We start from the raw sequence: 22,416 nt of genomic DNA, 5'->3' as shown, positions 1-22,416 counted from the left end.
GAAAAGGGCTTCCGGCACTGCGCGGAGAAAAGGAATTACGTTCCCGCAAACTCCAAAGTGCGGACTTCAAAGAGCGGAATCTCGGCCTGATCGGTGGCAAAAATCCTTTGCCCCAATCCGGTAAAGACGTTGTTCCCTCGATCGGACCATTCCGTTTTGCGCGCCAGCCGCAAAGCACTGTCGTTGACCAGCTCGGTGCCGGGATAACGCGCGGGAATAAAGCCGGAGGCATTTCCGCCATTCGTCCAGATGAAGCTCGCCGGAATCCACACCAAGTCGCGCAAATCCTTGGGCGGCTCGATGAGGAGCTTTTTGAGCCGGGTAAAGGGAACCCAGCAGTACTTGCCCTCGATCATCGTTTCCATGACCGGCCCCAATCGGGAATCGGAATCGGCCATCCATTCAAACGGCTCCCCATTCACCGAACCCGCCACGGCCGGAGCCGCTTCCAGGGCCTGGGCCTGCAGTTCGCTCGCGGCTTTGATCTGGTTTTCCGCGATCAACGCATTGGCCTGGACCATCAGGCCAACCCATTGTTCCGGTTCACCAAAAATAATCGGGGAGCGTTTCCCGCTGAAAACTTCCGCGCGCAGTAATTCGCACTGAATGACCGGCTGAAAGATCGAGGCCAGCATGGTGCTCTCGGAATCCATGTCCGAAAGGACTTGCAGCTGGGTCAGCGCCTTCGGCCAATTCCCCAGCACGCAATGTAACTGAAAAAGGAAACGTCGCAGCTTGGCATCCGCAGGGGACTGTCGGATGGCGCCTTGCAGCGCCTCCAGCGCTTCGTCCAAGCGGCCCGCTTTGACGGCGTCTTCGGCGCTCATTGATTTTTAGGCATCTAAAGAAGCAGCGGGCAGAGGCCGCGGGAGCGACCTCTGCCCAAAGTTTTCTTAACTGGCTAGGGACTAACCTCCCTTGTTCGCCTTGAGGTCCCAGTTCGCGGTGACCGGGCCGAGCAGCTTGCCCTGGTCGTCTTGTTCTTTGTACTCCGTCGTCAGTTTGACGAAGTTGAACTTGATCGTATCCAAGGGCTGCGGATCGCCGTTCGCGGTGCGGAACGAGGAAATCAGCAGGTGCTCGAAGGTATGCTTGAGGAAGACCTCCTGCTTGCCGCCGGCTTTACGGATGCTCAGGACGGCGTTGCCGATGTGTTTGCCAGAGGCACACGCCAGATAGATCTTCGGGCTCGCTTTTTGCGTCGGCATGGTGAACTCGAAATCTTCGAACTTCGCCTTGCCCGCGCCCAAACCGCCGCCGGAATCGGACGTACCCACTTGCTCAACACCGAACGAGAACGACTCGATGTGGATCTGGCCTTTCATCTGGGAGTCCTTGGACTCGCCAGGTATGCCGTCTATTTTAAGAAACATGTCTACTGCCATATATTCGACTTTCTATTAATTAGTTTTGAGGTTCGCGGACACTTTCAATTCGAGATTACCCAGGGACTCGCCCAGCGTGGCTTAAGCCTCTCCGCCCTTCTCGGACGGAAGCTTGCTAACCATGCGGAGCGAGACGGTGAGCCCCTCGAGTTGAAAGTGCGGTCGCAGATAGAATTTGGATTGGTAATAGCCAGGGTTACCCGGCACTTCCTCCACCTCGACTTTGGCGTCCGCCAACGGACGCTTGGCCTTGGCTTCCTCGCTCGCGTCCGGATCGGGAGTGACGTACTCCATGATCCAATCGTTGAGCCACCGTTCCATATCTTCACGGGATTTGTAGGATCCGATTTTGTCGCGCACGATGCACTTCAGGTAGTGCGCGAAGCGGCAGGTGGCGAAAAGATACGGCAGACGGGCGGCCAGGTTCGCATTCGCGGTGGCATCATCATCGTCGTACTCCTGCGGCTTCTGCAGCGATTGGGCGCCTACAAAGACCGCGTAATCGGTATTCTTCCAGTGCGAGAGCGGAATCATGCCATTCTTGGCCAACTCAGCTTCGCGTCGATCCGTGATGGCGATTTCCGTCGGGCACTTCATGTCGACGCCGCCGTCATCCGTCGGGAAGGTGTGCACCGGCAGGCCTTCGACCATGCCGCCACTTTCCGCACCGCGAATACGGGCGCACCAACCATTGAGCTTGAAGGAGCGGTTGATGTTCGCACCCATCGCGTAGGCCGCATTGGACCACACGTATTTGGAGTGTTCGGCGCCTTCGGTGTCTTCTTCGAAGTCGAATGCCTCGATCGGGGAAGTCTTCGCGCCATAAGGCAGACGAGCCAGCGTTCGCGGCATCGTCAACCCGAGGTAACGGGAATCCTCGGAAGAGCGCAGGGAACGCCAGGCCGCGTATTCCGGAGTCTGGAAAATCTTGGTGAGATCGCGCGGATTACCCAGCTCCTGCCAGGTTTCCATATTCATCAACGTCGGCGCTGCCGCGGTGAGGAAAGGCGTATGGGAAGCAGCGGAGATCTGAGCCATCCCAGTGAGCACCTCCACATCTTGCGGCGAGTGATCGAACTCGTAGTCGCCGATCAAGCAGCCGTAAGGAGCACCACCCCGGCGTGCCGTATTTCCTTCTTTCGTAGATCTTTTTTGAACAGCGGGCTCTGATCCCACGCCGTGCCTTTGAATTTCTTCAGCGTGCGGCCCAGGTCTTTCTTGCCGATGTTCATCACGCGAATCTTCAACTTCTCGTCTGTTTCCGTGTTGGAAACGAGATAGTGCAATCCGCGCCACGTGCCTTCGAGTTTCACGAAGTCATCGTGGTGAATGATGAGGTTGATCTGCTCGGAAAGCTTCTTATCGAGTTCGGCAATGATCGACTGAATGGACGTGATGGCATCTTTACCAATCAGCGCCGTACCCGCCAGCGCCTGTTCGGCAAGGGTGCGCACGGCAGATTCGACGGCCTGTCTGGCATCGCTCGTCTTCGGCTTGAACTCCTGCTGGAGGAGCGCCTCAAACTCATTGACCTCACCGATTTCGACGGCCGGTGCGGCCTCGTTTTGAAGGAGGGGATCTTCGGACATAGACTAGAGACTATTCTTTATTGGGGATTGGATTCCTCGCCTTCCTGCGCCTTCGGCTCGGAAGAAAGAGCCTGCAGCAGCGCCGGGTCGTTCAGAAGCTTGGAGATCAAGCCTTCCGCGCCGGTCTTGCCATCCATGTAGGTCAGCAAGTTGGAGAGTTGCTCCCGAGCGGTCAGGAGCTTGTTCAGCGACTCGACTTTCCGCGCGACAGCCGCCGGGGAAAAGTCGTCCATGTTCTCAAAAGTGATATCGATGGGGATATTACCCTCACCCGTCAAAGTATTCGGGACTTGGAAGGCGACTCGTGGTTTCGAGGCCTTCAATCGGTCATCGAAATTATCGATATCGATTTCCAGGAATTTGCGGTCATTGACCGCGGGCAACGCTTCCGCAGGTTTACCGGAAAGATCGGCCATGACGCCCATGACAAAGGGCAACTCAACCTTCTTCTCCGCCCCATAAAGTTCCACATCATACTCGATCTGCACTCGGGGGGCCCGGTTCCTCGCGATGAACTTCTGACTGCTCGCTTTAGGCATGACGCAATGTTGATCGTCTGCAGGCGACGCCACAAGGAAATTCTTACGCATGTCGCGCAGATCGCAAATTCTGCTGTTGCAAACGGCGCGACTATTTCACACCGCAGCCCCACTCTCGGAAGGCATCTTTTGCAAACTGCAAGACCCTTGTGCACGATTTATGCCATTATCCATCCACGGCTCTGGATGATCACCCGCCACTCACCGCGTTTGCTCGCGAATGATAGTTACCGGCGTGCCGCGGCGCACCAGGACTTGTAATTCCGCCAGGTCATCTTTCCACATGGTGATGCCGGTAACTTCGGTCGTGATTTGCACCTCGGTCGATTTGGATGACTCCACTGATTGGAGGGGCTTCTGTTTGAAAAAAACCTGCCCGTGGTGGTTCGACAGCGAAACTCCGGAGAACGCGCTCCCCGGAATTCTCCCGCTGCGTTTCCTTCGCGGCCGGAAATTTATTTCGCTGCCGCCGGCGACGGCGTGCCTGATTCTGGGACGTAGATCACTTCCCCGGATTTCAGACGATAGGCAGTACCGAGCCGTTCACCGTCACCCCCGGCGCTTTGGGGGCTGACTCGGTAATGCTCCAGCGTGAGCTGCCGATTGCGGATCGTTTCGAGGCCGGAGGGCACCGCGCCCGGTTGCCGCGCTGAGGCGGGTTTCGGAATCTGCGCGTAGCTGACAATCGCGAGCACCAGCGCCGCGGCGAAAGCGATCCAGACATCGAAGAGATTGAGCAACCCCGCACCGGGGTCGTCTTCGTGGATCTTATCCCACTTCCTCTTTTTCCTGCGCATGGGGCTGGAGAAACGATTTGGCAAAGACGTATTCGAGATCGCTCAGGTCGCGATCGTACCAATCGCGTCGCACGAGACTCATGGTGAAAGCCACGCAACCAATGAGCACGCCCATGACCGTGGCCGTAAAGGCCACGACGAGATTGCTCGAGAGCGTGGCGACATTTCCGCTCGCCAGACCGGTGAGCGCTGGACCGAGCGGGATCAGCGTGCCCATCAAGCCGAGCATCGGCCCGATGCGGGTGACCCACGAGAGTTTGGAAAGCGACGACGTCATTTCGCTTTCGAGATCGGAGAGGCATTTGTCGCGTTCCAACTCATCCGCCGGCCAACCGGCCAGCATTTGCGACAGGCACCCGGGAACGCCGGTCGAGCATGAGCGCAAGCGGCCCAGCGCGGCCTCGCGGCGGCCGTGCGTGACCAGTTCGAGCACCTCGCGAAACGTCCGGCGCACTTCCCGGCGTGAGAGCCACTCGCGCAGCAAGCCACCCGCCATGATCGCCGTCCATGCGCCGATAATCAGGATCGCGACGAGCGTCGGCAACAACAGCGCGTTCGAGACAAGATATAAAGTGTGCTGAATGGCCTCCATCATAAAGACCCCGACTTTCTGACGAATCCCGCGCCGATCACAGGACAACCACGACCGCGGCGGCCAATTCCCAAATGGGGAACGACGGCTTGGGCGTGAAAGATTTGGCCGCCGTTTCACGTTGCGGCGGCGGGGGATTGTCAGCCGGTTTCGGCGTCGCGGCCGCAGATTCCAACTTGGGTCCGGTCACTTTGTTCGCCGCTGCGGCCGCCGCCGTGGAGCTTTCGATGGAGCGCTTCATCGCCTCGGCCAGCTGCGCGTCTTCCGGTTTACCGCCGACACCCAGCGTCCTGGCGGCATAGTCCATCAACCGGGTGTTTCCGCCGCTCACGAGACCGCCTGAGTCGCCGTGGCGTTTCACGGACTCGGCATAGAGATGCGCCAGCGTCGACACCTGCTCGGGCGATGCTTTCCACATTCCCTTGCGGGCCGCTTCCAGCAGCGTCGCAGTCATTTCCTGCATAGCGTGCGGCGAGACGCGCTCGAACCATTCCGCGAGACGGAGCTGATAGCTGTCTTTCACATAGACATCGTAGACCTCATTCCACGTCGTCTGCGTCACGCTTTCCGGACGCACCACCGACCAGCCGAAGGTGTTCTTCACCAGTTCGGAAATCTGCCCGGCGCCCGCGTAGTCGTGCGACTTCATCCCTTCGATCCAATGCTTGTTCAGCAATTCCGAGCGGAAGCTGGTGGCGAGCACTTCCTCGAAATCGCGCATCTTCGCGCCGCTCGGATCGCGCACATCCGCGATGAAGGCCTGCGGGGTCTTCCCGGTGACCTTCCTCACCGCCATGTTCAAGCCGCCGAGATACTCGTAGGCGTGGTGATTCGAGAGCTGGCTGGTCATGTTGGAAGCCCAGATGCGGAGGATCGTATCCGTGCCCTGCAGCGCCTCTTCGTAGAGCCCGTCGACCTTCTCGCCCCACGTGTCGCCCGAATAGACATAGCTCATGCTATCCATGTAGACGCTGGCGATGTCGTCGTCCTTGTCCCACACGCCGGAGCGCGGCACGAGATAGAGGATATTCGTGCCGCTCATGTTGCCGGGCTTGGTGCCGAAGATGCGGGCGACGGCAAATTGCGAAGCGCGCGCGCTGGAGAATCCGCGCTGCAGCAAGCGGCTCTCGACCGACGCCACCCCGTCGCGCACCGGATTGTTCGCCTCGGGCGCGGCGGCTGCCATGCGCACCGCCTTGTCGAGGAGCGCGACGCGGCTGGGGAAGTTTTCTTTGTACTGCCCACCCATGGCGATGAAGACATCGACCCGCGGCCGCTTCAGTTCCTCCGCAGGAATCAGCTTCACATCGATCACAAGGTTGTTCTGATTCCAGATCGGCTCCACGCCGAGCAGGTAGAGGATCTGCCCTTCCATGACACCGAAATCACGCATCGTGTTCATGCCATTGAGATCCATGGCGATTTTCTTCGGATGCTTCGTGCGGAGTAGATCGTCAACCAACTGGCGAGCCACATCCCATGCCGCGCGGTTGGGAATCTCCTCCGGATTCAACGAGTAGAGATTGCGGCCCGTCGGCACCGAGGAAGGATTGCGCACCGGATCGGGCCCCGGTCCGGCTTCGACATAACCGCCGGCCAGCGCGTGGATGAGACCGGCGACTTCCGCCGTGCCGGATTTTTGCAAGCGGTCCCGCATGTCGCGGGCAAAGGCCACATCCTTCTCCAGATCGTGAGAGAAGGGGATTTCCACCGGCGGTTTCCCTTCCAACGCCGCGCCGAGGAAACGCGCCGCGGCGTCCCGGCGTTCCTGCTTGTTATCGAAGAGGTGCTGCACCGAATTCTCGCTCACCGCGAGGTGATCCAAAAAGGGCTTACCGAGGATGCGCGTGAGATACGGCATGGTCTCCGCCGCGGATGGCGGCTCACCGAAAACGTGTAGCCGTTGCGGCGTGGTGGATTCGTAGAGGTTGTGCAAATGCGCATCGAGCCGGGCGATGGCGGCATCGCTGAGCGGCCCTTCCGGATTCTCCGGCTTTGCGGCGTCTTTCAATTTCTCCTTCGTCGCCTGCTCGGTGATGCGTTTGCGAAATTCCTCCTTCAACAGGCCCTCTTCCAGCGTGCGGAGTTTATGGATGTCCTCGTGCAGCGCCTTGAACTGGTCGTTCAACCCCGCGCTCATTGTCGGCGGCACCATGTGATCCACCAGTTCCGCATAGGAGCGCCGCCGGGCCAGCGTCGCTTCGCCAAGATTGTCCGTGATCCACAGATCGATGACCGGCAAATGCCCCGCGCAAATATCGCTCCACGAATCCTTCGAGAGCCCCGCTTCCTTGCCCGGCAACAACTCCAGCGAGCCGTGCGTGCCCCAGTGGACAATGGCGTCCGCTTTGTATTGCTCCTGCAGCCACCAGTAGAACGCGAGATAGTTGTGCGGCGGCGGGACATCGCGCGAATGCAACAGCGTCGAGTCCTGCTTCTCCCCGCGCTCGGGTTGTGGAGTGAGGATGATGTTGCCGAGCTCGATCCGCGGCAGGACGATTTGCGGCTCGCCATTGCGCGTCACGACCATGATGCGCCCCGGCGGCTCGCCGAATTTCTCAATGACCGCCTTCTGATTTTCCGCGCCGAGCTTCTCCTGAAACCACTGGCGATACTTCGAGAGCGGGATGAGCACCGGGTTGCCCTCGTCGGCCATCTTCTCAAGATCGCCCTGCGCCCATGGGCCGATGTTGCGGCCCGCCTTGCGAATGGCATCGATCAACGCCGCCGAAGTGCCCGGCACATTGCTCAACTTGTAACCGGCCTTCTGCAGTTCGGGCAAAAACCGCGTGAGGCTCTCGGGCCCGTCGAGGAAGCCGCCGGTCGGACTGCCGCGCATGAGATCATCCTGCCCCAGGCTCTTGTTGTAATAGATGAAGGCGATTTTCTTTTCCCCGTTCTGCTTTTGCCGCAAGGCCGCCCACTTCGCCGCACGCGCCGCGAAAGTGTCGATGCGATCGGGAATCGGTTCGTGCAGGCGAAAACCCTGGATGCTGGCCAGCAAGCCGCCCACGACCACCGGTTCGATCGTCCCCCACGATTCCTGCAGCGACATGAACAGCCCAATATCACGATTGCTCATCCCGCGGGGATCGCGCAGCCATTCCTCATTCGTCGAGGCCAGCATCGAGATGGGGCGCAGATATGGCGCATCGAGTTCCTTCAAGAGCGCGTTGCTCTCCCACATCGCGCCGTGCCGGTCTTCGATGAGCACCGTGGGCTTCGCTGCCCGCAAGAGCGCCACGATTTTTTCCTCGCGATCGCCGAAGACCACCACCGTGTTCAGCCCCTCCTTCTCCAGCGCGCGCACCTCCGCGTCCGCGACCTTGAGATCGTGCGTCACCCAGAAGCTTTGCTGAATGATCAGCACCGCCACCGGCGCACCTTCCTTCCAACGCTGGCGCGAGGCCTTGAATTCTTTGTAGCTCGCAATGGTGTCGAATGACTCCTCGCGATCCGGGTCGTAATAACCCGCTTCCGGAATCAGCACCGGCGGCTCCGCCGGCCCCGGGCCGTGGAAGTATTGCACCAGGCAGTAGTGGATCAACCGCCGGATATTCACCGCGCCATTCGGCCGCCAATAGTCGATGATCTTCTGGTCCGGCTCCAGCAGGCCGGCCTTTTGCAAGTCGGCCTGGCTGCCGCGGGTATCCAGCGCGAAGATGTGCTGCTGCGGATTCTTCTTCTTCACTTCCTTCAGCCGCTCGGCGATGCGCGGCGCGTCGCCGGCTTCCAGGTTCAGGACGAAGACCATGTCATATTTCGCCGCGTCATCGCCCTCCTTCGGGTGAGCAAATTCCGGCGAGCGGAAATAGGCCGCCGTCACGCCCGCCTCCCGACACGCCGAATCGACGATCGGCAATGAGCGATCCCAGATGCCGACAAAAGCGGCGTGCAACGGTTCCGCCGCCGGGGCGATCACATTTAAAAGCGCGAGGAAAAGAGCGCCCCAGAAGAGCACCCCGGGCAGACGGACAGACATGAGAAGGAAGAAGAGAGCGGAGATTTAGAAGGTCAGGCGCGCGCCGACGCTGACGCCGAGGCCCGGGGCGACCAACTCCTGCTGGGCGTAGACTTCGCGATATTTGTGGTCGAAGAGATTGTTCAGCGTGAGCATCACGTCGAGCGCGCGACCCTCATGCTCCCACAACCGCGCGCCCGCGCGCAGATTGGTGATGGCAAATGCCGGAATGCTGAAGTCATCGCGATAGGGCGGGTTGTTCGTCGTGTTCGGCGAACCGAAGGCGGGATCCTTCGAGAAGCCCGCATCGAGCAAATCCTGCGGCGCGGGACGATGAAAGGTCGCGGCCATGTATTCGCTCGCTTCCACCCACCAGCGTTTCGAGGGCGACTCGTAACGAATGCCCGCGGTGCCGTAAAACGGCGGGATGAAGCGCAGCGGCACATCGTTCGACGTGTCCTGGCCAAAGGTGTAGGTGCCATTGCCAAAGACCGTCCACCCCTTGGCCGGATGCACGGCGAGCGAAAACTCCACCCCACGCACATAACCGGCGCCACTGTTATTCCGGCCCGAGGCGATGAAAGTCCCCTGCCCCGGAATCGTCACCGTGCCGGCATCGATCGTCTGCACCGTATCGTAAAGCTGCTCGGTATACGCGGTGAGCGAGGCGGTGACGCGATCGGAATGATACCGCGTGCCGACTTCATAGGTGATGCTCTTTTCCGGATCGACCGTCGGGCTCGGGATCGAAGCCGTCTTGCTGGAGAAGACCGGCGTGCCGGAACTAAAGAGATCGGAATACGTCGGCGCGCGGAAGGCGGTGGAAACATTCGCCACCAAGTCCCAGCTCCGCGTCACGCTCACGATGGTGCCCGCGTCCCAGGTCACCGAATTCCACGAGCGGTTCAGCGACAGCGAGTCGATGGTATAGCCGGCATTCGGAATCACGTCGGTATCCAGCGGATGGGAATCGATGTGCGTATTTTCGTAGCGAATGCCCGCAGTCAGCAACCACGGCTGCACCGGCCGCACCTCACCGGAGAGGAAAGCGCCGAGCACATCGTAAGTGCCATTGGGCGTCTTGCCGGAAGGCATCAGATCGTCGGACTCACCCGTGGCCTCGTTGAGCAACTGCTGATCGAGCGAGGACGACAGCTTTTCGTGCCGATAGTCCACGCCGTAAGTGAAGTGCGCCTGGCCCCAGGTGGTCGTATTTTGGATGCCCACACCGAGCACGCTCTGGGTCGCATCCGTCGTCGTATTCGCGAAGGTCGGGAAGTTCTCGATGCGCCGCTGGCTGAGCTGATTGTAGTATTGGTAGTAGCCGTAGATCTTGAACTCGCTGCTCAGTGCGCCGAGATCGGTCGCGGTGTAGTCGAGCTTCACGATTTCGCGCCGCTCCAGCGGATTGTAGACCCGCGGGATGCCGTTCGCATTCAGCTTCGACTGGATGTAGCTCGACACGTCTTCGCGCTCGTTCCCGATCCAGGAGAGGCGGAAGGTCTGATTGTCGAAAGGCTGCCAGGCAAGATCCGCATAGCCGCCGAAGCCCCAGTAACTGGTCGGCGAGAGCGCGCCGAATTCCGGGCCATGATAGTTCCCCACGTCCTGCCAGGTGAGGCCGCCGGCAAAGGCCAGGCGCTGGCCGCTGATGTTCAGGTCGAACGATTCGTAGTGCTCGTCCGTATTCGAGCTGTAACGCGCATCGAGATCACCGCCGATGGTAAATTTGTCGGTGAAGGTCGCCTTCTTCGGCAGAATATTGATCACGCCACCGATGGCGTCGCTACCGTATTGCACCGCGCCCGAGCCCATGATGACTTCCATGCGATCGACCGCGCCCAGCGGAAACTGATTGAAGTAGCCATTCGGACCGGCGAACAGAGAGCCGTTGTTGATGCGCACGCCGTCCCAGAGATAGAGCACGCGATTGCCGATCTGCCCGCGGATGATCGGCGAACCCTGCGCGGCCACGCTCACGGCGAAAACACCCGGCTGCTCCTGCAGCATATCCGCCGGCGTCTGCGCTTGGTGCCGCAGGATCGTTTCCTGATCGAGCAGTGTAACGGTATCCGGCGTATCCCACAGCGACTCGCCGGTGCGGGCCGCCGTCACAATCACTTCCGGCAGCGTCACCGGCGGCACGGCCGCGGTCGGAGAGATGGGCGTGTTCGACGCGGGAGTCGTCGCCGGAGGAGCCTCCGGCGCGGGAGAGGCGGCGAACAAATGGGCAATGGGAAAAGAAAGCGCGAAAAGCAGAGTCGTGCGACGAAACGAAGAAGGAATGGACATGTGGGTTGCGGGTGGTGCATCGAAACCGCGCCGAGCGTACGAATTCATTTCCGGGGAAGAAAAAGCACACGCCGTCCGAACCGCTTTTTGGGCAAGCGACTCGAGGGCCTCAATGACGCCCGTCGCGGCTAGCACGCGTCATACCATTCACCGCTCCGCGTTCTCTGAATGCTTCAATTTCCGTCGAACGGCGACATTCCGTGCCAATCAGCGCACTCGTTCCGACATAACGTGACGAAGCGGAGTCAATATCAGAGGGTGAAACGGGCAGAATCAATCCATGTCCAGGGGTGCCACGAACACTTTCTATCCGCCCCGGAGCGGCACACCCAGAGCGAGTATCATTGAGAGTAAACGCTGCGCACAGTCGCGCGAAGCGCCCCAAAAACACGTCATCCTTGAGCGGAGCGGGGAAGCATGGGCGGAGTCGAAGGACCTCTGATCTCCGCGGGTTTTCACGCGGAGCTTCTCCACCTGGCGCGTGACACGCGCCCATTCGTCCCTCCGCCGTCGCCCACGGAGATCAGAGGTCCTTCACTGCGTGCCCCGCCCGCCTTCGCCCGCCGGGGCGCTCCGCTCAAGGATGACAGTTTTTTTGGACGCGCGGATCACCCACATAGCACTAATAGAGGGTTTCTCTTCGCGTCGTTTGCAGGCCCCTCCTCGCGCCACCGCACCCCATTTTCTTCGCTGTACATCGCGCTCCGACCCGTCCAAAATCCCAAATTGGAAGTTTCGGTGCGGGAATTGCACTTGTCAGCCCGGCCTTCCTACTTCTTTTTCCCCACCTCACATACCCCATGGCGTCCAATTATACCGAAGCAAGCATCAAGACCCTTAGCTCGCTGGAGCACATCCGCCTGCGTCCCGGCATGTACATTGGCCGGCTCGGCAACGGCGCGCATGCCGAGGATGGCATCTATGTGCTGCTCAAGGAAACGGTCGACAACTGCATCGACGAATTCACCATGGGCTTCGGCAAAAAGATCGAAGTCGAGGTCGAGGAGCGCAGCGTGCGGGTGCGCGATTACGGCCGCGGCATTCCGCTCGGCAAACTGGTGGACTGCGTTTCGATCATCAACACCGGCGCGAAATACGACAGCGAGACTTTCCAAAAAGCGGTCGGCCTGAACGGCGTCGGCCAGAAAGCGGTCAATGCGCTGGCGCTGAGCTATCGCGCGCAGGCCATTCGCGAAGGCGACACCAAGGTCGTGGAATTTGAGAAGGGCCGGCTGAAGAGCGAATCGAAGGTGACCAAGACCACGGAGCGCAACGGCACGTTCATCGAGTTCACGCCCGATGAAGCGCTCTTCGGCAAGGACTTCCGGTTCCGCGCGGAATTCATCGAGGACATGTTGTGGAACTACGCCTTCCTCAACCGTGGCCTCACCCTCACGCTCAACGGCAAACCCTTCCGTTCGCAAAACGGCCTGAAGGATCTGCTCACCAAGGAACTCAACGGCGAGCCGCTTTACCCAATCATCCATCTCGAGGGCGATGACATCGAGATCGCAATGACCCACGGCAACCACTACGGCGAGGAATACTGGTCCTTCGTCAACGGCCAGCACACCACCATGGGCGGCACGCATCTCGCCGCCTTCCGCGAGGCGCTGGTCGCCACGGTGCGCAACCATTTCAAGAAAGACTACGACGCCGCGGATATCCGCCAATCCATCGACGCCGCCGTCTCCGTGCGCGTGCAGGAACCGGTCTTCGAATCGCAGACCAAGACCAAGCTCGGCTCGACGGAGATCGGTCCCGGCGGCCCATCGCTGAAAGAATTCGTGGGCAAATTCATGCAGCAGGCGCTCGACACCTTTCTGCACAAAAACCGGGAAGTCGCCGAGATCATCAAGGGCAAGATCGAGCAAAACGAAGAGGAGCGAAAGGAGCTCGCCGGCATCCGCAACATTGCCAAGGAACGCGCGAAGAAAGCTTCGTTGCACAATCGCAAGCTGCGCGATTGCCGCCTGCATCTCGGCGACAGGAATCCGCGCGCCGAGGAGAGCACGCTCTTCATCGTCGAGGGCGATTCCGCCGCCGGTTCGCTCACTTCCACGCGCGACGTGCAAACCCAGGCCGTCTTCGCGCTCAAGGGCAAGCCGCTGAATACCTTCGGCCTGACGAAGAAGATCATCTACGAGAATGAGGAATTTCACCTCCTGCAGTCGGCGCTCAACATCGAGGACGGCCTCGATGGACTGCGCTACAACCGCATCGTCATCGCCACCGATGCCGACGTCGACGGCATGCACATCCGCCTGCTGCTCATCTCGTTTTTCCTGCAGTATTTCCCGGACGTGATTCGCAACAATCACCTCTACATCCTGCAGACGCCACTCTTCCGGGTGCGCAACAAAAAGGTCACGCAGTACTGCTATTCCGAGCAGGAAAAGCAGGCCGCGATGGCCAGGCTCGGCGCCAGCCACGAGATCACTCGCTTCAAGGGCCTCGGCGAAATCTCCGCGGGCGAGTTCAAGGACTTCATCGGCGAAAACATCCGCCTCGACCCGGTGAACCTGCACCACCTCTACAGCAGCGACGAACTGCTCACCTTCTTCATGGGCAAGAACACGCCCGAGCGACAGGAGTTCATCATCGACAACCTGCGCGTGGAGAAGGACCTGATCGAGGTGTGATTCCTTGCTACCCAGCACGCGCCATGACATCCTGATTTCGGGCCATGAACGCTTTACACGACCTGCCCATCATTAAAAATCAAACCGCGTTTAATCTCGCGCGTTGGGCCGAGCTCTGCGCCGATCCCCTTTGGACGGATATCGAAGGCAAGATCGAAACCGACCGTTATGGACAGATCATCATGAATCCTCCGGCTGATCCCGCGCACGGTGGCCAGCAAGCGGACCTGACGCTTCTTCTCTCGAAGTTTGCCCCCATTGGAAAAATCATCGTGGAGTGCCCCATCTCCACCAGCGAAGGCGTGAAGGTGCCAGACCTGGTGTGGGCGTCGAAAAAGCGGTTCGCCGGTATCGGTGGAAAAGCCGCACTGACCGCCGCGCCTGAAATCTGTATCGAAGTTCTCTCGCCCTCGAATACGCGCAACGAAATCGAAGCCAAGCGTCGCCTCTATTTCGCCGCGGGGGCCAGTGAGGTTTGGCTGTGCGAACGTGACGGCCACGTTCGTTTTTTTCTAAAAACGTCTCCTTCACGAGCCGCCAGAAAATCGCTGCTCTGTCCCGAAATGCCCGGCAAAATTCTCGGCTAGATGGGGCGTTTTTCCAAGGCCATTGCTCTTCGTCGTGGCAATCCCCGGCGGACAGATTAAACGCCGCCGGCGGTTTTACACTTCGTTCTCCACGCTCAAACCAACCCACTTTCCGCATCCACCGATCTCCTTTTAGTTAGATGGCCAAGAAGAAATCTTCCCCGAAGAACGACCAAGCCGAGCTCACCCTCGATAACGCCAACACCCCCGCCACCGACGGCGCCGCGCCCACGAATGGCGAGCCACCGGCCGAGCAGGCATCTTCCGATCTCGCACCAGCCGTGGTCGAACCCACCGCCGAGCTCGCGCCTACCCGGCCCGCGGGCGAGAAGGTGCAGAACGAGCAGGCTCCGCTGGCGGTGAGCTATCGTAACTGGTTCCTCGAATACGCCAGCTACGTCATTCTCGATCGTGCGGTCCCGCACATCGACGACGGCTTGAAGCCGGTGCAGCGCCGCGTGCTGCACACGCTGTGGGACATGGACGATGGGCGCTTCCACAAGGTGGCCAACGTCGTCGGCGCGACGATGAAGCTGCATCCGCACGGCGATGCCTCCATCGAGGCCGCCCTCGTGGCCATCGGCCAGCGCGGCTGGCTCATCGAGCCGCAGGGCAACTACGGCAACACCCTCACCGGCGATGCCGCGGCAGCCGCTCGTTACATCGAAGCCCGTCTCACGCCGTTTGCCCGCGACGTGCTTTTCAACCCGAAGACCACTGTCTGGCAGCAGAGTTACGACGGACGCACGAAGGAGCCGGTCACGCTTCCCGCGAAATTTCCCATCGTGCTCCTCGAGGGCGCGGAAGGTATCGCCGTCGGACTCTCGACCAAAATCCTGCCGCACAATTTCAACGATCTCTGCCGCGCGGCGATCAATCATCTGCAGGGGAAGACTTTCCGCATCCTGCCGGACTTCCCCACCGGCGGCACGGGCGACTTTACGGACTACAACGACGGCGAACGCGGCGGCAAGGTGAAGGTCCGCGCGCGGATCGAGGAACACTCGAAGTCGGTCCTCTGCATCACCGAGCTTCCTTACGGCGTGACCACGGAGTCGCTCATCGAGTCCATCCTCGCGGCCAACGCCAAGGGCAAGATCAAGATCAAGCACGTGGACGACAACACCGCCAGCAAGGTGGAGATCCTCGTGCACCTCCCACCGGGCTCGCAGCCGGACAAGGTCGTCCAGCAGCTTTACGTCTTCACGAGTTGCCAGGTGCAGCTCAACCCCGCCGCCTGCGTCATCGTGCGCGATCCGGAAACCGGCGAGGACCGGCCGCAATTCATGGGTGTGCGCGACATTCTCAAGGCGAGCGTCGACGCGACCAAGGAACTGCTCAAGCAGGAGCTGGAGATCAAGCTCGGCGAACTCGAGCAACAGTGGCACTGGGATTCGCTGGAGCGCATCTTCATCGAGGAACGCATCTATCGCCGCATCGAGAAATCGCAGACCTGGGAAAGCGTGCTGGAGGAAATCCGCACCGGCCTGAAGCCCTTCATCGGCAATCTCCGCCGCGAGGTCACGGAAGAGGACATCGTCCGCCTGACGGAAATTCGGATCAAGCGCATCTCCGCTTACAATCGCTTCCAAGCCGACGAAGCGCTCAAGAAGATCGAGGAGGCGATCAAGGAGACGAAACATCATCTCAAGAACCTCGTGGCTTACGCCGTCGATTGGTTCGAGAGGCTTCAGGAGAAATACGGCAAGGGCGTCAAGCGGCGCACGACGTATGACGAGATCGCGCAGATCGATGCCTCCGCGGTCGTGTCGGCCAACCAGCGCCTCTACGTGAACCGCGAGGATGGCTTCATCGGGCTCAACTGGCGCCAGCACGAGTTCGTGACCGAGTGCTCGATCCTCGACAGCGTGCTCACCATCATGCGCGACGGCTCGCTCAAGGTGACCAAGGTCGCGGACAAGGTTTTCATGGGCCGCAAGATCATCCACATCGGCCTCTGGCCGAAGGATGGCGACATGAACTTCTACACCATGGTCTACCAGGACGGCGAAACGGGGAAAGCCTTCGCCAAGAAGTTCCAGATTGGCGGCCTTTCGCGCGACAAACTCTACTCACTGGTGAAATCGGAGGATTCCAAAATCATTTTCCTGCACATCAGCCCCAGCGAGCAAGCGATGCCCAAGACGCTGCACGTCTCGGTCGATGGCCGCAGCGGCGCCCGCGTCCGCGAGCTCGATTTCGACCTCACCGCCCTGCCCGTGAGCACCCGCACCTCGAAGGGCCTGACCATTACCAAGTGGTCGGTCAAAGAAGTGAAAGCGGCCAAGCCGTTGCAAATGGAGCTGGAGCAGAAGACCGCCGAGAAAGCCAAATCGGCAGCCAGCGCCAAGGACGCGCCGAAGAAGCAGGGTAAATAGGCGGGCGGCACACGCGAGACGCTCCCTCCTTGGTGTCATCCTGAGCGGAGCGCTCGTGGGCCAGTGGGGGAGCGCGCAGTCGAAGGATCCGGCCGCTTTACGAGCGATCCTCGCTGGTGGTTCGGTGGGTTTTCTCCCGCAGTCCCATAGGTGTCTCGCTGGTCGTTTAGGCCGGGTCCTTTGGACTGCGCGCTCCCCCACGAGCCCACGAGCGCTCCGCTCAGGATGACATCGGGAAGAGGGCGGTCGGTCGGTCTGGGAGCACGGCCATTTCTCCGCTTTTTCTCCATTTCGGAAGTCGCTGTTTTCGAGCATATTGCATCGGGATGGTCGCCCGGAGCGACGATCCCAGCCCGGTTTTCTAACAAACGCTCGCGCCGTCCGTCTTATGGACGAACGATGTCGTCCTCGACTCGCCACGAAACAGAGATCCTCGATGCCCCCGCCGACTTGCTCACGATGGCCGTAACACGCTCGGACGAAAGCCCAGTGCCCCCGCCCGCGTGGCAAACGATCGAGGAGGTCTTTGCCGCCCTGGAATCGCCGCTGCTCCTGTACGCGCGGCGCCTCCTGGGCAGCATCGAGGTGTCGGAGGACATCGTGCAGGAAGCGTTTATGAAGCTCCACGCCCAATTTCACTCCGTCCTCAATCCGCAGCCCTGGCTCTATCGCACGGTGCATAATCTCGCCGTCGATCACCAGCGGCGCGCCAGCAAGATCGTGCTCGTCGGCCCCGCGTCGACGGAAGACGAATCCTGCCCCATCCAGGAAGCCAGCGATTCACAGCCGTTGCCGGACGAACAGATCGCGCGCTGGGAGGGCATCGGGCTGGTGCGACTCGTCCTCGAAACGCTCGATGAACGCAGCCGGGAGCTGATCCGCCTGCGGTTCAACGAAGACCTATCTTACAAGGAGATCGCCGAGCGCACCGGGCTTACGGTGGGCCATGTGGGCTATCTGTTGCATCACGCGCTGAAGGCGATGGCTGTGGAACTGGAGAAGACGGAGGTGGCCCGATGAGCACGGAACCCCAGCCAACGCCCCGCGAGGAACTGGAGATGCGCATTACGGCCCTGCTCATGGGCGAGCTTGCCCCCGAGGAAGCCGCCACGCTCCAGGCACAGATCGCCGCCGATCCCGAGCTCGCGAAGCTGCATGCCCGCCTGGCCAAAGCCAAAGAGCTCCTGCACGAAGCCACCGCTCTTCCCGAGCAGCCTTTATCGGAAATACCGGTGCAACTCTCCAGCGAACGCCGCGAACGGCTCCTCGCCTATTGCAAGACACCCGCCCCAGCCAGCGCCTCGCCGATCGTCACCGTGCCGATCAGTCAGAAGCCGCGCCGGGAATGGGGCTGGGTCGTGCAATTGAGTCTCGCCGCCGCGGTCGTGGCTTTCCTTGGCTTGAGCACGTTGCTCCCCCCCACCTCCCGTCTGCGTTCCAAGCTGCCGCTGATCGCCTGGCACAAGGGGGACGCGAGCGAATCCGATTGGGCTTTCAAAAAGACGCCGGTCGACGTCTCCGCCTACGCGATGAAAATACCTGCGGCCGAGTCGGAATTCACAGTCACCAGCAGCATGACTTTGCCTCCTCCGCCGCCGGGGCAGACCGCCAAGCCTTCATTGACATTTGCCAAGTCAGGCGCGGGAACCTGGAACCTGGCTTCATCCTTGCCTGGTGCCCAAACCGCCACAGCCCACCCGTCGCCTCCCATTTATCTGGGCACCTTTGGGGACACGTCGCAATTTTCCAACGAATCCGATTGGCGGGAATCGGAAAAACAAAAGTCTCCCTTTGCCACCGATGTGGCTGGCTCCAGCAGCACCGTCACCCTCAACGGCGGAAACATCCTAACGCTCACGGGAAGCAATACCTACACCGGTGGCACGGCGATTAGCGGCGGTACTCTGTTAACCACCAACGCCGGCGGAAGTTTTGCCGCCGGCACGGGCGGAACACTGTCACATGAGGCCACGACGATGCGGGGAGGCGGTCTCAGCTACGGCACGGGATTGCCGGATGGCTATGGCACGGTCCCCTCCGGAAGCGGAACAGTCGACCTGCATGGCACGGTCGACCTGAACGGAACGAGTAACGCGATCTCCACGCCGAGCAGCACCACGGCTCTTAATCGGCCGCCCACGGTGTCTTTCGACGACAATATCTCCGTGCCATCTCCGGTGATGACGAGAGACATCGAGGTCACTGCCGGTAAATCCTTCACCGTCGGCAACTCCTTCGCGGTCACCGGCTCCGGCGCCATCACAAAAATAGGGGCGGGCACGCTCTCGCTCACTGGTGGCGCTTCCAATTCTCTCGCTGCGAGCCCAGCCATGCCCGCAGCCGGCGCCACGGGGAACATCACCTTAAGCGGCGTTATCGCCGGCAATGCGGGAACTCCCATCATCTCCGATGCCAATTCCTCCGTGCTGTCCGTCGAAGACGATGTATCCAGGCTGGCTATCACCGGCGCAACGCGCACCAAGGACAAGCTCATCCGGCGGCCACTTCCCGCACAGCCTGCGGATGACTTCGCCACCGCGACCATCGCTGGCTCGGGTGGAGTGGTCAAAATCGGGAATGGCACCCTCTCGGTCGGCCAGTCAGTCACTGGCAATGTCCTCACCTTCGGCGGGACGGGCGAATCGCTGGCGCTCTCCAGTGGCGGGGTCATCCAGTCCGCCCCGGCAGCCACCCTATCGCCGACTTCTGATGGAGGAAATATCACGGTCAACGGCTCCAACCTCGCCGACCTCCCCAACCTCGGGATGGTGCAACTCCTGCAAAATGAGTTCCAGCGCGACCCCAGACAACCTGCTGCTCCTGCGTCGCCACAGAGCCCCCAACCCTCCGATCCCCGGTTCGCTGGCCGCATGGATGCTCCCGTAGCCGGACAAATTGCCGCGACAGCCAAGCCCGCCAGCACCCCGGAAAGCGTGGTCAATGCTCCCGAGCAACAAAATCGCGTAGTGCAGTTGGAACGGACCCGCGGTGCAGCCGATCCCACCCGTGCCGCGCAAATGAAAAAAGCCGGCGATGCCGCGATGAAGGAAAAGGATTACGAGAAAGCCGCCGCCCTCTACAAAGCCGCGACCGACCTCACCCCAAATACGGCCGCCACCCAATCGGAGCACAAGGAGACACTGCAGAAATTCTCCGAGGCCAGCACCAAGCTCGCCGAACAGAGGATCACCGAAGGCCGTTATACGGACGCGGAAAACGCCGCGCGCGGCGTGCTGGACGAGCGCTACGACCCGAAGAACAAGAAGGCCGTCACGCTTCTTTCCCGTCTCGAGCAGCCGGACTATTACAACAAAGCGGCCAGCCCGAAATTCCGGGCGAACGTCGAGCAGGTGAAGCAGTGGTTCGTCGAGGCTCAAGGGTTTTACGATACCGGCCGTCTTGACCTCGCCAAGAAGCGCGCCGAACAGATCCTCAACATCGATCCGACCAATGTCGCGGCGCGGAAATTCGAGGAAAAGACCGATCGCGCGCTGAGTGATTACGGCGTGGCGGCGTATAACGAAACCCGCGCCGACGCGATCGCGAAGACGGACATGGCCTGGACGCGCCCGGTGCGCCGAAATCGTCAGAATGAAATCGTGGTGGAAACTACTTCGCCGCAGGCGACCGCAGATAAACTCCAACACAAGCTGGAACACATCATCATTCCCAAGATCGACTTCCGGAATGTGACCGTCCGCGAAGCGATCGATTTCCTAAAGAAGAAGAGCGTGGAGGTGGATGATTTTTCGCCAGCTGGCGAAAGAGGGACCAACATCGTCCTCAAGCTCGCGGACGCGGGCTCAGCTTCCGCCAAAGCGCCGTCGAGCATCCCACCTATTCCTGGTCTGGAAGAGGCCGCCCCCCAAGGAACTCCCGCTACCAAGACAGGGTCCAATCCGGCAGACACACGCATCACCGTTTCGCTGACCAACATTCCATTGGTCGAGGCGCTGAAGTATGTCACCGGCCTGGCCAACCTGACCTACAAGGTCGAGCCCTATGCCGTCGCGATCATGCCGATGAGCGAGAACACGGACGTCTTCATCACCAAGGAATGGACCATTCCGAAGGATTTGATTCCCAGCGCGCCCGACGCCAGCCCGAATACCCCAATCGATCGCGACACGGTTAAGAATTGGTTGATCGCCAACGGCCTCACCTTCAACGGCAACGCCTCCGCCCTCTATATCAAGAGCACCAATCGATTGGTCATCCGCAACACCCAGGACCAGCTCGATCTCGTCGATCGGATCGTCAAGGCCGATGCCAAAGAGCGGGAGGACAAGGCGAAGGAGACGGTGCCGACCGCGCCGATCCCGCAGCCGGAAGTGCAGACGAGCGCAAACGCCTTCTCCACCTTCTCGCTCAATGTCAGTGATGTTTCCTTCAAGCTCGCCGCGGCCAGCCTCGAACAGGGCCACATGCCGGATCCGGCGAGCGTTCGCAGCGAGGAGTTCATCAATGCCTTTGACTACCGCGACCCCGAGCCATCGCCCGGTGCGCCACTGGCCTTTGTCACGGAACGCGCCCGCTATCCCTTCGCGCAGAATCGCGATCTACTGCGCTTCGCGGTGAAGACCGCCGCGGCCGGCCGCCAGCCGGGACGGCCACTCAATATCGTGCTGCTCCTCGACCGGTCCGGTTCCATGGAGCGCGCCGATCGCGTGAACATCGTGCGCGAAGCGCTAAGCGTGCTCGCGAAGCACCTGCAACCGCAGGACAAGCTGAGCATCGTGACCTTTGCGCGCACGCCGCATCTCTGGGCGGATGCCGTGGCCGGCGACAAGGTGCACGACGTAATCGCGCGAGTGAATGAGATCACGCCCGAAGGCGGCACGAATCTCGAAGCCGCGCTCGATCTCGCTTACGAGACCGCGCATCACCACTTCGCCGTCGACAGCACCAATCGCGTGATCCTCTTCACTGACGGTGCGGCGAATCTCGGCGACGTGAATCCCGATGCGCTGACGAAGAAAGTGGAAGCGCAGCGCAAGCAGGGCATCGCGCTCGATTGCTTCGGCATCGGTTGGGAAGGTTACAACGACGACCTGCTCGAACAGCTCACCCGCAACGCCGATGGCCGCTACGGCTTCATCAATACGCCCGAGGATGCCGCTGCGAATTTCGCCACACAGATCGCCGGCGCGCTGCAGGTCGCTGCCTCGGACGTGAAGGTGCAGGTCGAGTTCAACCCGCACCGCGTGAAGACGTATCGGCAGATCGGCTATGCGACGCATCAGCTCACCAAGGAGCAGTTCCGCGACAACTCGGTAAACGCCGCGCAGATCGGCGCCGCGGAAAGCGGCAATGCGCTCTACGTCGTCGAAGTCGACCCGCACGGCGAAGGCGATCTCGCCACGGTGCACGTGCGGTTTCGCGTCCCGGGCACGTCCGACTATCGCGAGCACGAATGGCCGGTGCCTTTCGCCGGCGAAGTGCCGCCGCTCGAACAAGCCAGCTCTGCCCTGCGGCTCGCCGGCGCGGCCAGCGCTTTCTCCGAAATGCTGGCTGCCAGCCCGTATGCCACCGAGGTCACCAGCGACCGTCTGCTGAATATTCTCAACGGCGTCCCGCCGATCTATGGCGCCGATCCCCGCCCGACGAAACTCGAGTGGATGATCCGCCAGGCCCGGAGCCTTTCGGGGCGCTGA

At 60.8% G+C, this 22,416-nt stretch carries 13 protein-coding genes and 1 pseudogene; 5 read left to right on the top strand and 9 right to left on the bottom strand.

All coding sequences use genetic code 11. From position 1 onward, the window contains the following. Positions 1-35 precede the first annotated feature (35 nt). The 9 genes and pseudogenes from CFE428DRAFT_RS13745 to CFE428DRAFT_RS13710 all read right to left on the bottom strand — a co-directional run bounded on the left by CFE428DRAFT_RS13745 (position 36) and on the right by CFE428DRAFT_RS13710 (position 11,155). Positions 36-827 carry a type VI secretion system accessory protein TagJ gene (locus tag CFE428DRAFT_RS13745; protein WP_006980163.1) on the bottom strand — a complete coding sequence of 264 codons (792 nt, stop codon included), beginning with the start codon at positions 825-827 and terminating at the stop codon, positions 36-38. Between the two features lie 81 nt (positions 828-908). Beyond that, the gene (locus tag CFE428DRAFT_RS13740; protein WP_006980162.1) at positions 909-1,373 is read right to left on the bottom strand and encodes an Hcp family type VI secretion system effector; all 465 of its coding nucleotides are present in this window, start codon (positions 1,371-1,373) and stop codon (positions 909-911) included. Between the two features lie 93 nt (positions 1,374-1,466). After that, a pseudogene (gene tssC / locus CFE428DRAFT_RS13735) lies at positions 1,467-2,974 on the bottom strand (type VI secretion system contractile sheath large subunit). A 17-nt stretch (positions 2,975-2,991) separates the two neighbouring features. Then, positions 2,992-3,513, bottom strand: coding sequence for a type VI secretion system contractile sheath small subunit (gene tssB, locus CFE428DRAFT_RS13730; RefSeq protein WP_006980159.1), 522 nt, complete (start codon positions 3,511-3,513; stop codon positions 2,992-2,994). Between the two features lie 201 nt (positions 3,514-3,714). Beyond that, entirely contained in the window at positions 3,715-3,855 is a 141-nt protein-coding gene (locus tag CFE428DRAFT_RS37310; protein WP_157447509.1) for a hypothetical protein, read from the bottom strand. A 113-nt stretch (positions 3,856-3,968) separates the two neighbouring features. Further along, positions 3,969-4,310: a DUF2149 domain-containing protein gene (locus CFE428DRAFT_RS13725; protein WP_006980158.1), complete on the bottom strand. Its 342-nt coding sequence runs from the start codon at positions 4,308-4,310 to the stop codon at positions 3,969-3,971. Beyond that, positions 4,282-4,905 (bottom strand): MotA/TolQ/ExbB proton channel family protein, encoded by a 624-nt coding sequence (locus CFE428DRAFT_RS13720; RefSeq protein WP_006980157.1) that lies wholly within the window; start codon positions 4,903-4,905, stop codon positions 4,282-4,284. The genes CFE428DRAFT_RS13725 and CFE428DRAFT_RS13720 overlap by 29 nt, the downstream gene beginning before the upstream one ends. Positions 4,906-4,939: 34 nt before the next feature. Further along, positions 4,940-8,884 carry a cobaltochelatase subunit CobN gene (locus CFE428DRAFT_RS13715; protein ID WP_006980156.1) on the bottom strand — a complete coding sequence of 1,315 codons (3,945 nt, stop codon included), beginning with the start codon at positions 8,882-8,884 and terminating at the stop codon, positions 4,940-4,942. A gap of 24 nt (positions 8,885-8,908) precedes the next feature. Continuing rightward, positions 8,909-11,155, bottom strand: a complete 2,247-nt coding sequence (locus CFE428DRAFT_RS13710) for a TonB-dependent receptor plug domain-containing protein (protein ID WP_006980155.1) — start codon at positions 11,153-11,155, stop codon at positions 8,909-8,911. 800 nt (positions 11,156-11,955) lie between these two features. Between CFE428DRAFT_RS13710 and CFE428DRAFT_RS13705 the strand changes: the two genes are divergently transcribed. The 5 genes from CFE428DRAFT_RS13705 (at position 11,956) to CFE428DRAFT_RS33605 (ending at position 22,416) form a co-directional block, all read left to right on the top strand. Next, positions 11,956-13,797: a DNA topoisomerase IV subunit B gene (locus CFE428DRAFT_RS13705; RefSeq protein ID WP_006980154.1), complete on the top strand. Its 1,842-nt coding sequence runs from the start codon at positions 11,956-11,958 to the stop codon at positions 13,795-13,797. 44 nt (positions 13,798-13,841) lie between these two features. Continuing rightward, entirely contained in the window at positions 13,842-14,384 is a 543-nt protein-coding gene (locus CFE428DRAFT_RS13700) for a Uma2 family endonuclease (protein WP_006980153.1), read from the top strand. 140 nt (positions 14,385-14,524) lie between these two features. Next, positions 14,525-16,762 (top strand): DNA gyrase/topoisomerase IV subunit A, encoded by a 2,238-nt coding sequence (locus tag CFE428DRAFT_RS13695; protein WP_006980152.1) that lies wholly within the window; start codon positions 14,525-14,527, stop codon positions 16,760-16,762. 399 nt (positions 16,763-17,161) lie between these two features. After that, positions 17,162-17,782: an RNA polymerase sigma factor gene (locus tag CFE428DRAFT_RS13690; RefSeq protein ID WP_006980151.1), complete on the top strand. Its 621-nt coding sequence runs from the start codon at positions 17,162-17,164 to the stop codon at positions 17,780-17,782. Then, positions 17,779-22,416, top strand: coding sequence for a YfbK domain-containing protein (locus CFE428DRAFT_RS33605; RefSeq protein WP_006980150.1), 4,638 nt, complete (start codon positions 17,779-17,781; stop codon positions 22,414-22,416). The genes CFE428DRAFT_RS13690 and CFE428DRAFT_RS33605 overlap by 4 nt, the downstream gene beginning before the upstream one ends.

It is taken from the genome of Chthoniobacter flavus Ellin428 (assembly GCF_000173075.1).
Classification (GTDB): domain Bacteria; phylum Verrucomicrobiota; class Verrucomicrobiia; order Chthoniobacterales; family Chthoniobacteraceae; genus Chthoniobacter; species Chthoniobacter flavus.
This window is presented reverse-complemented; position numbering and strand designations above follow the sequence as displayed.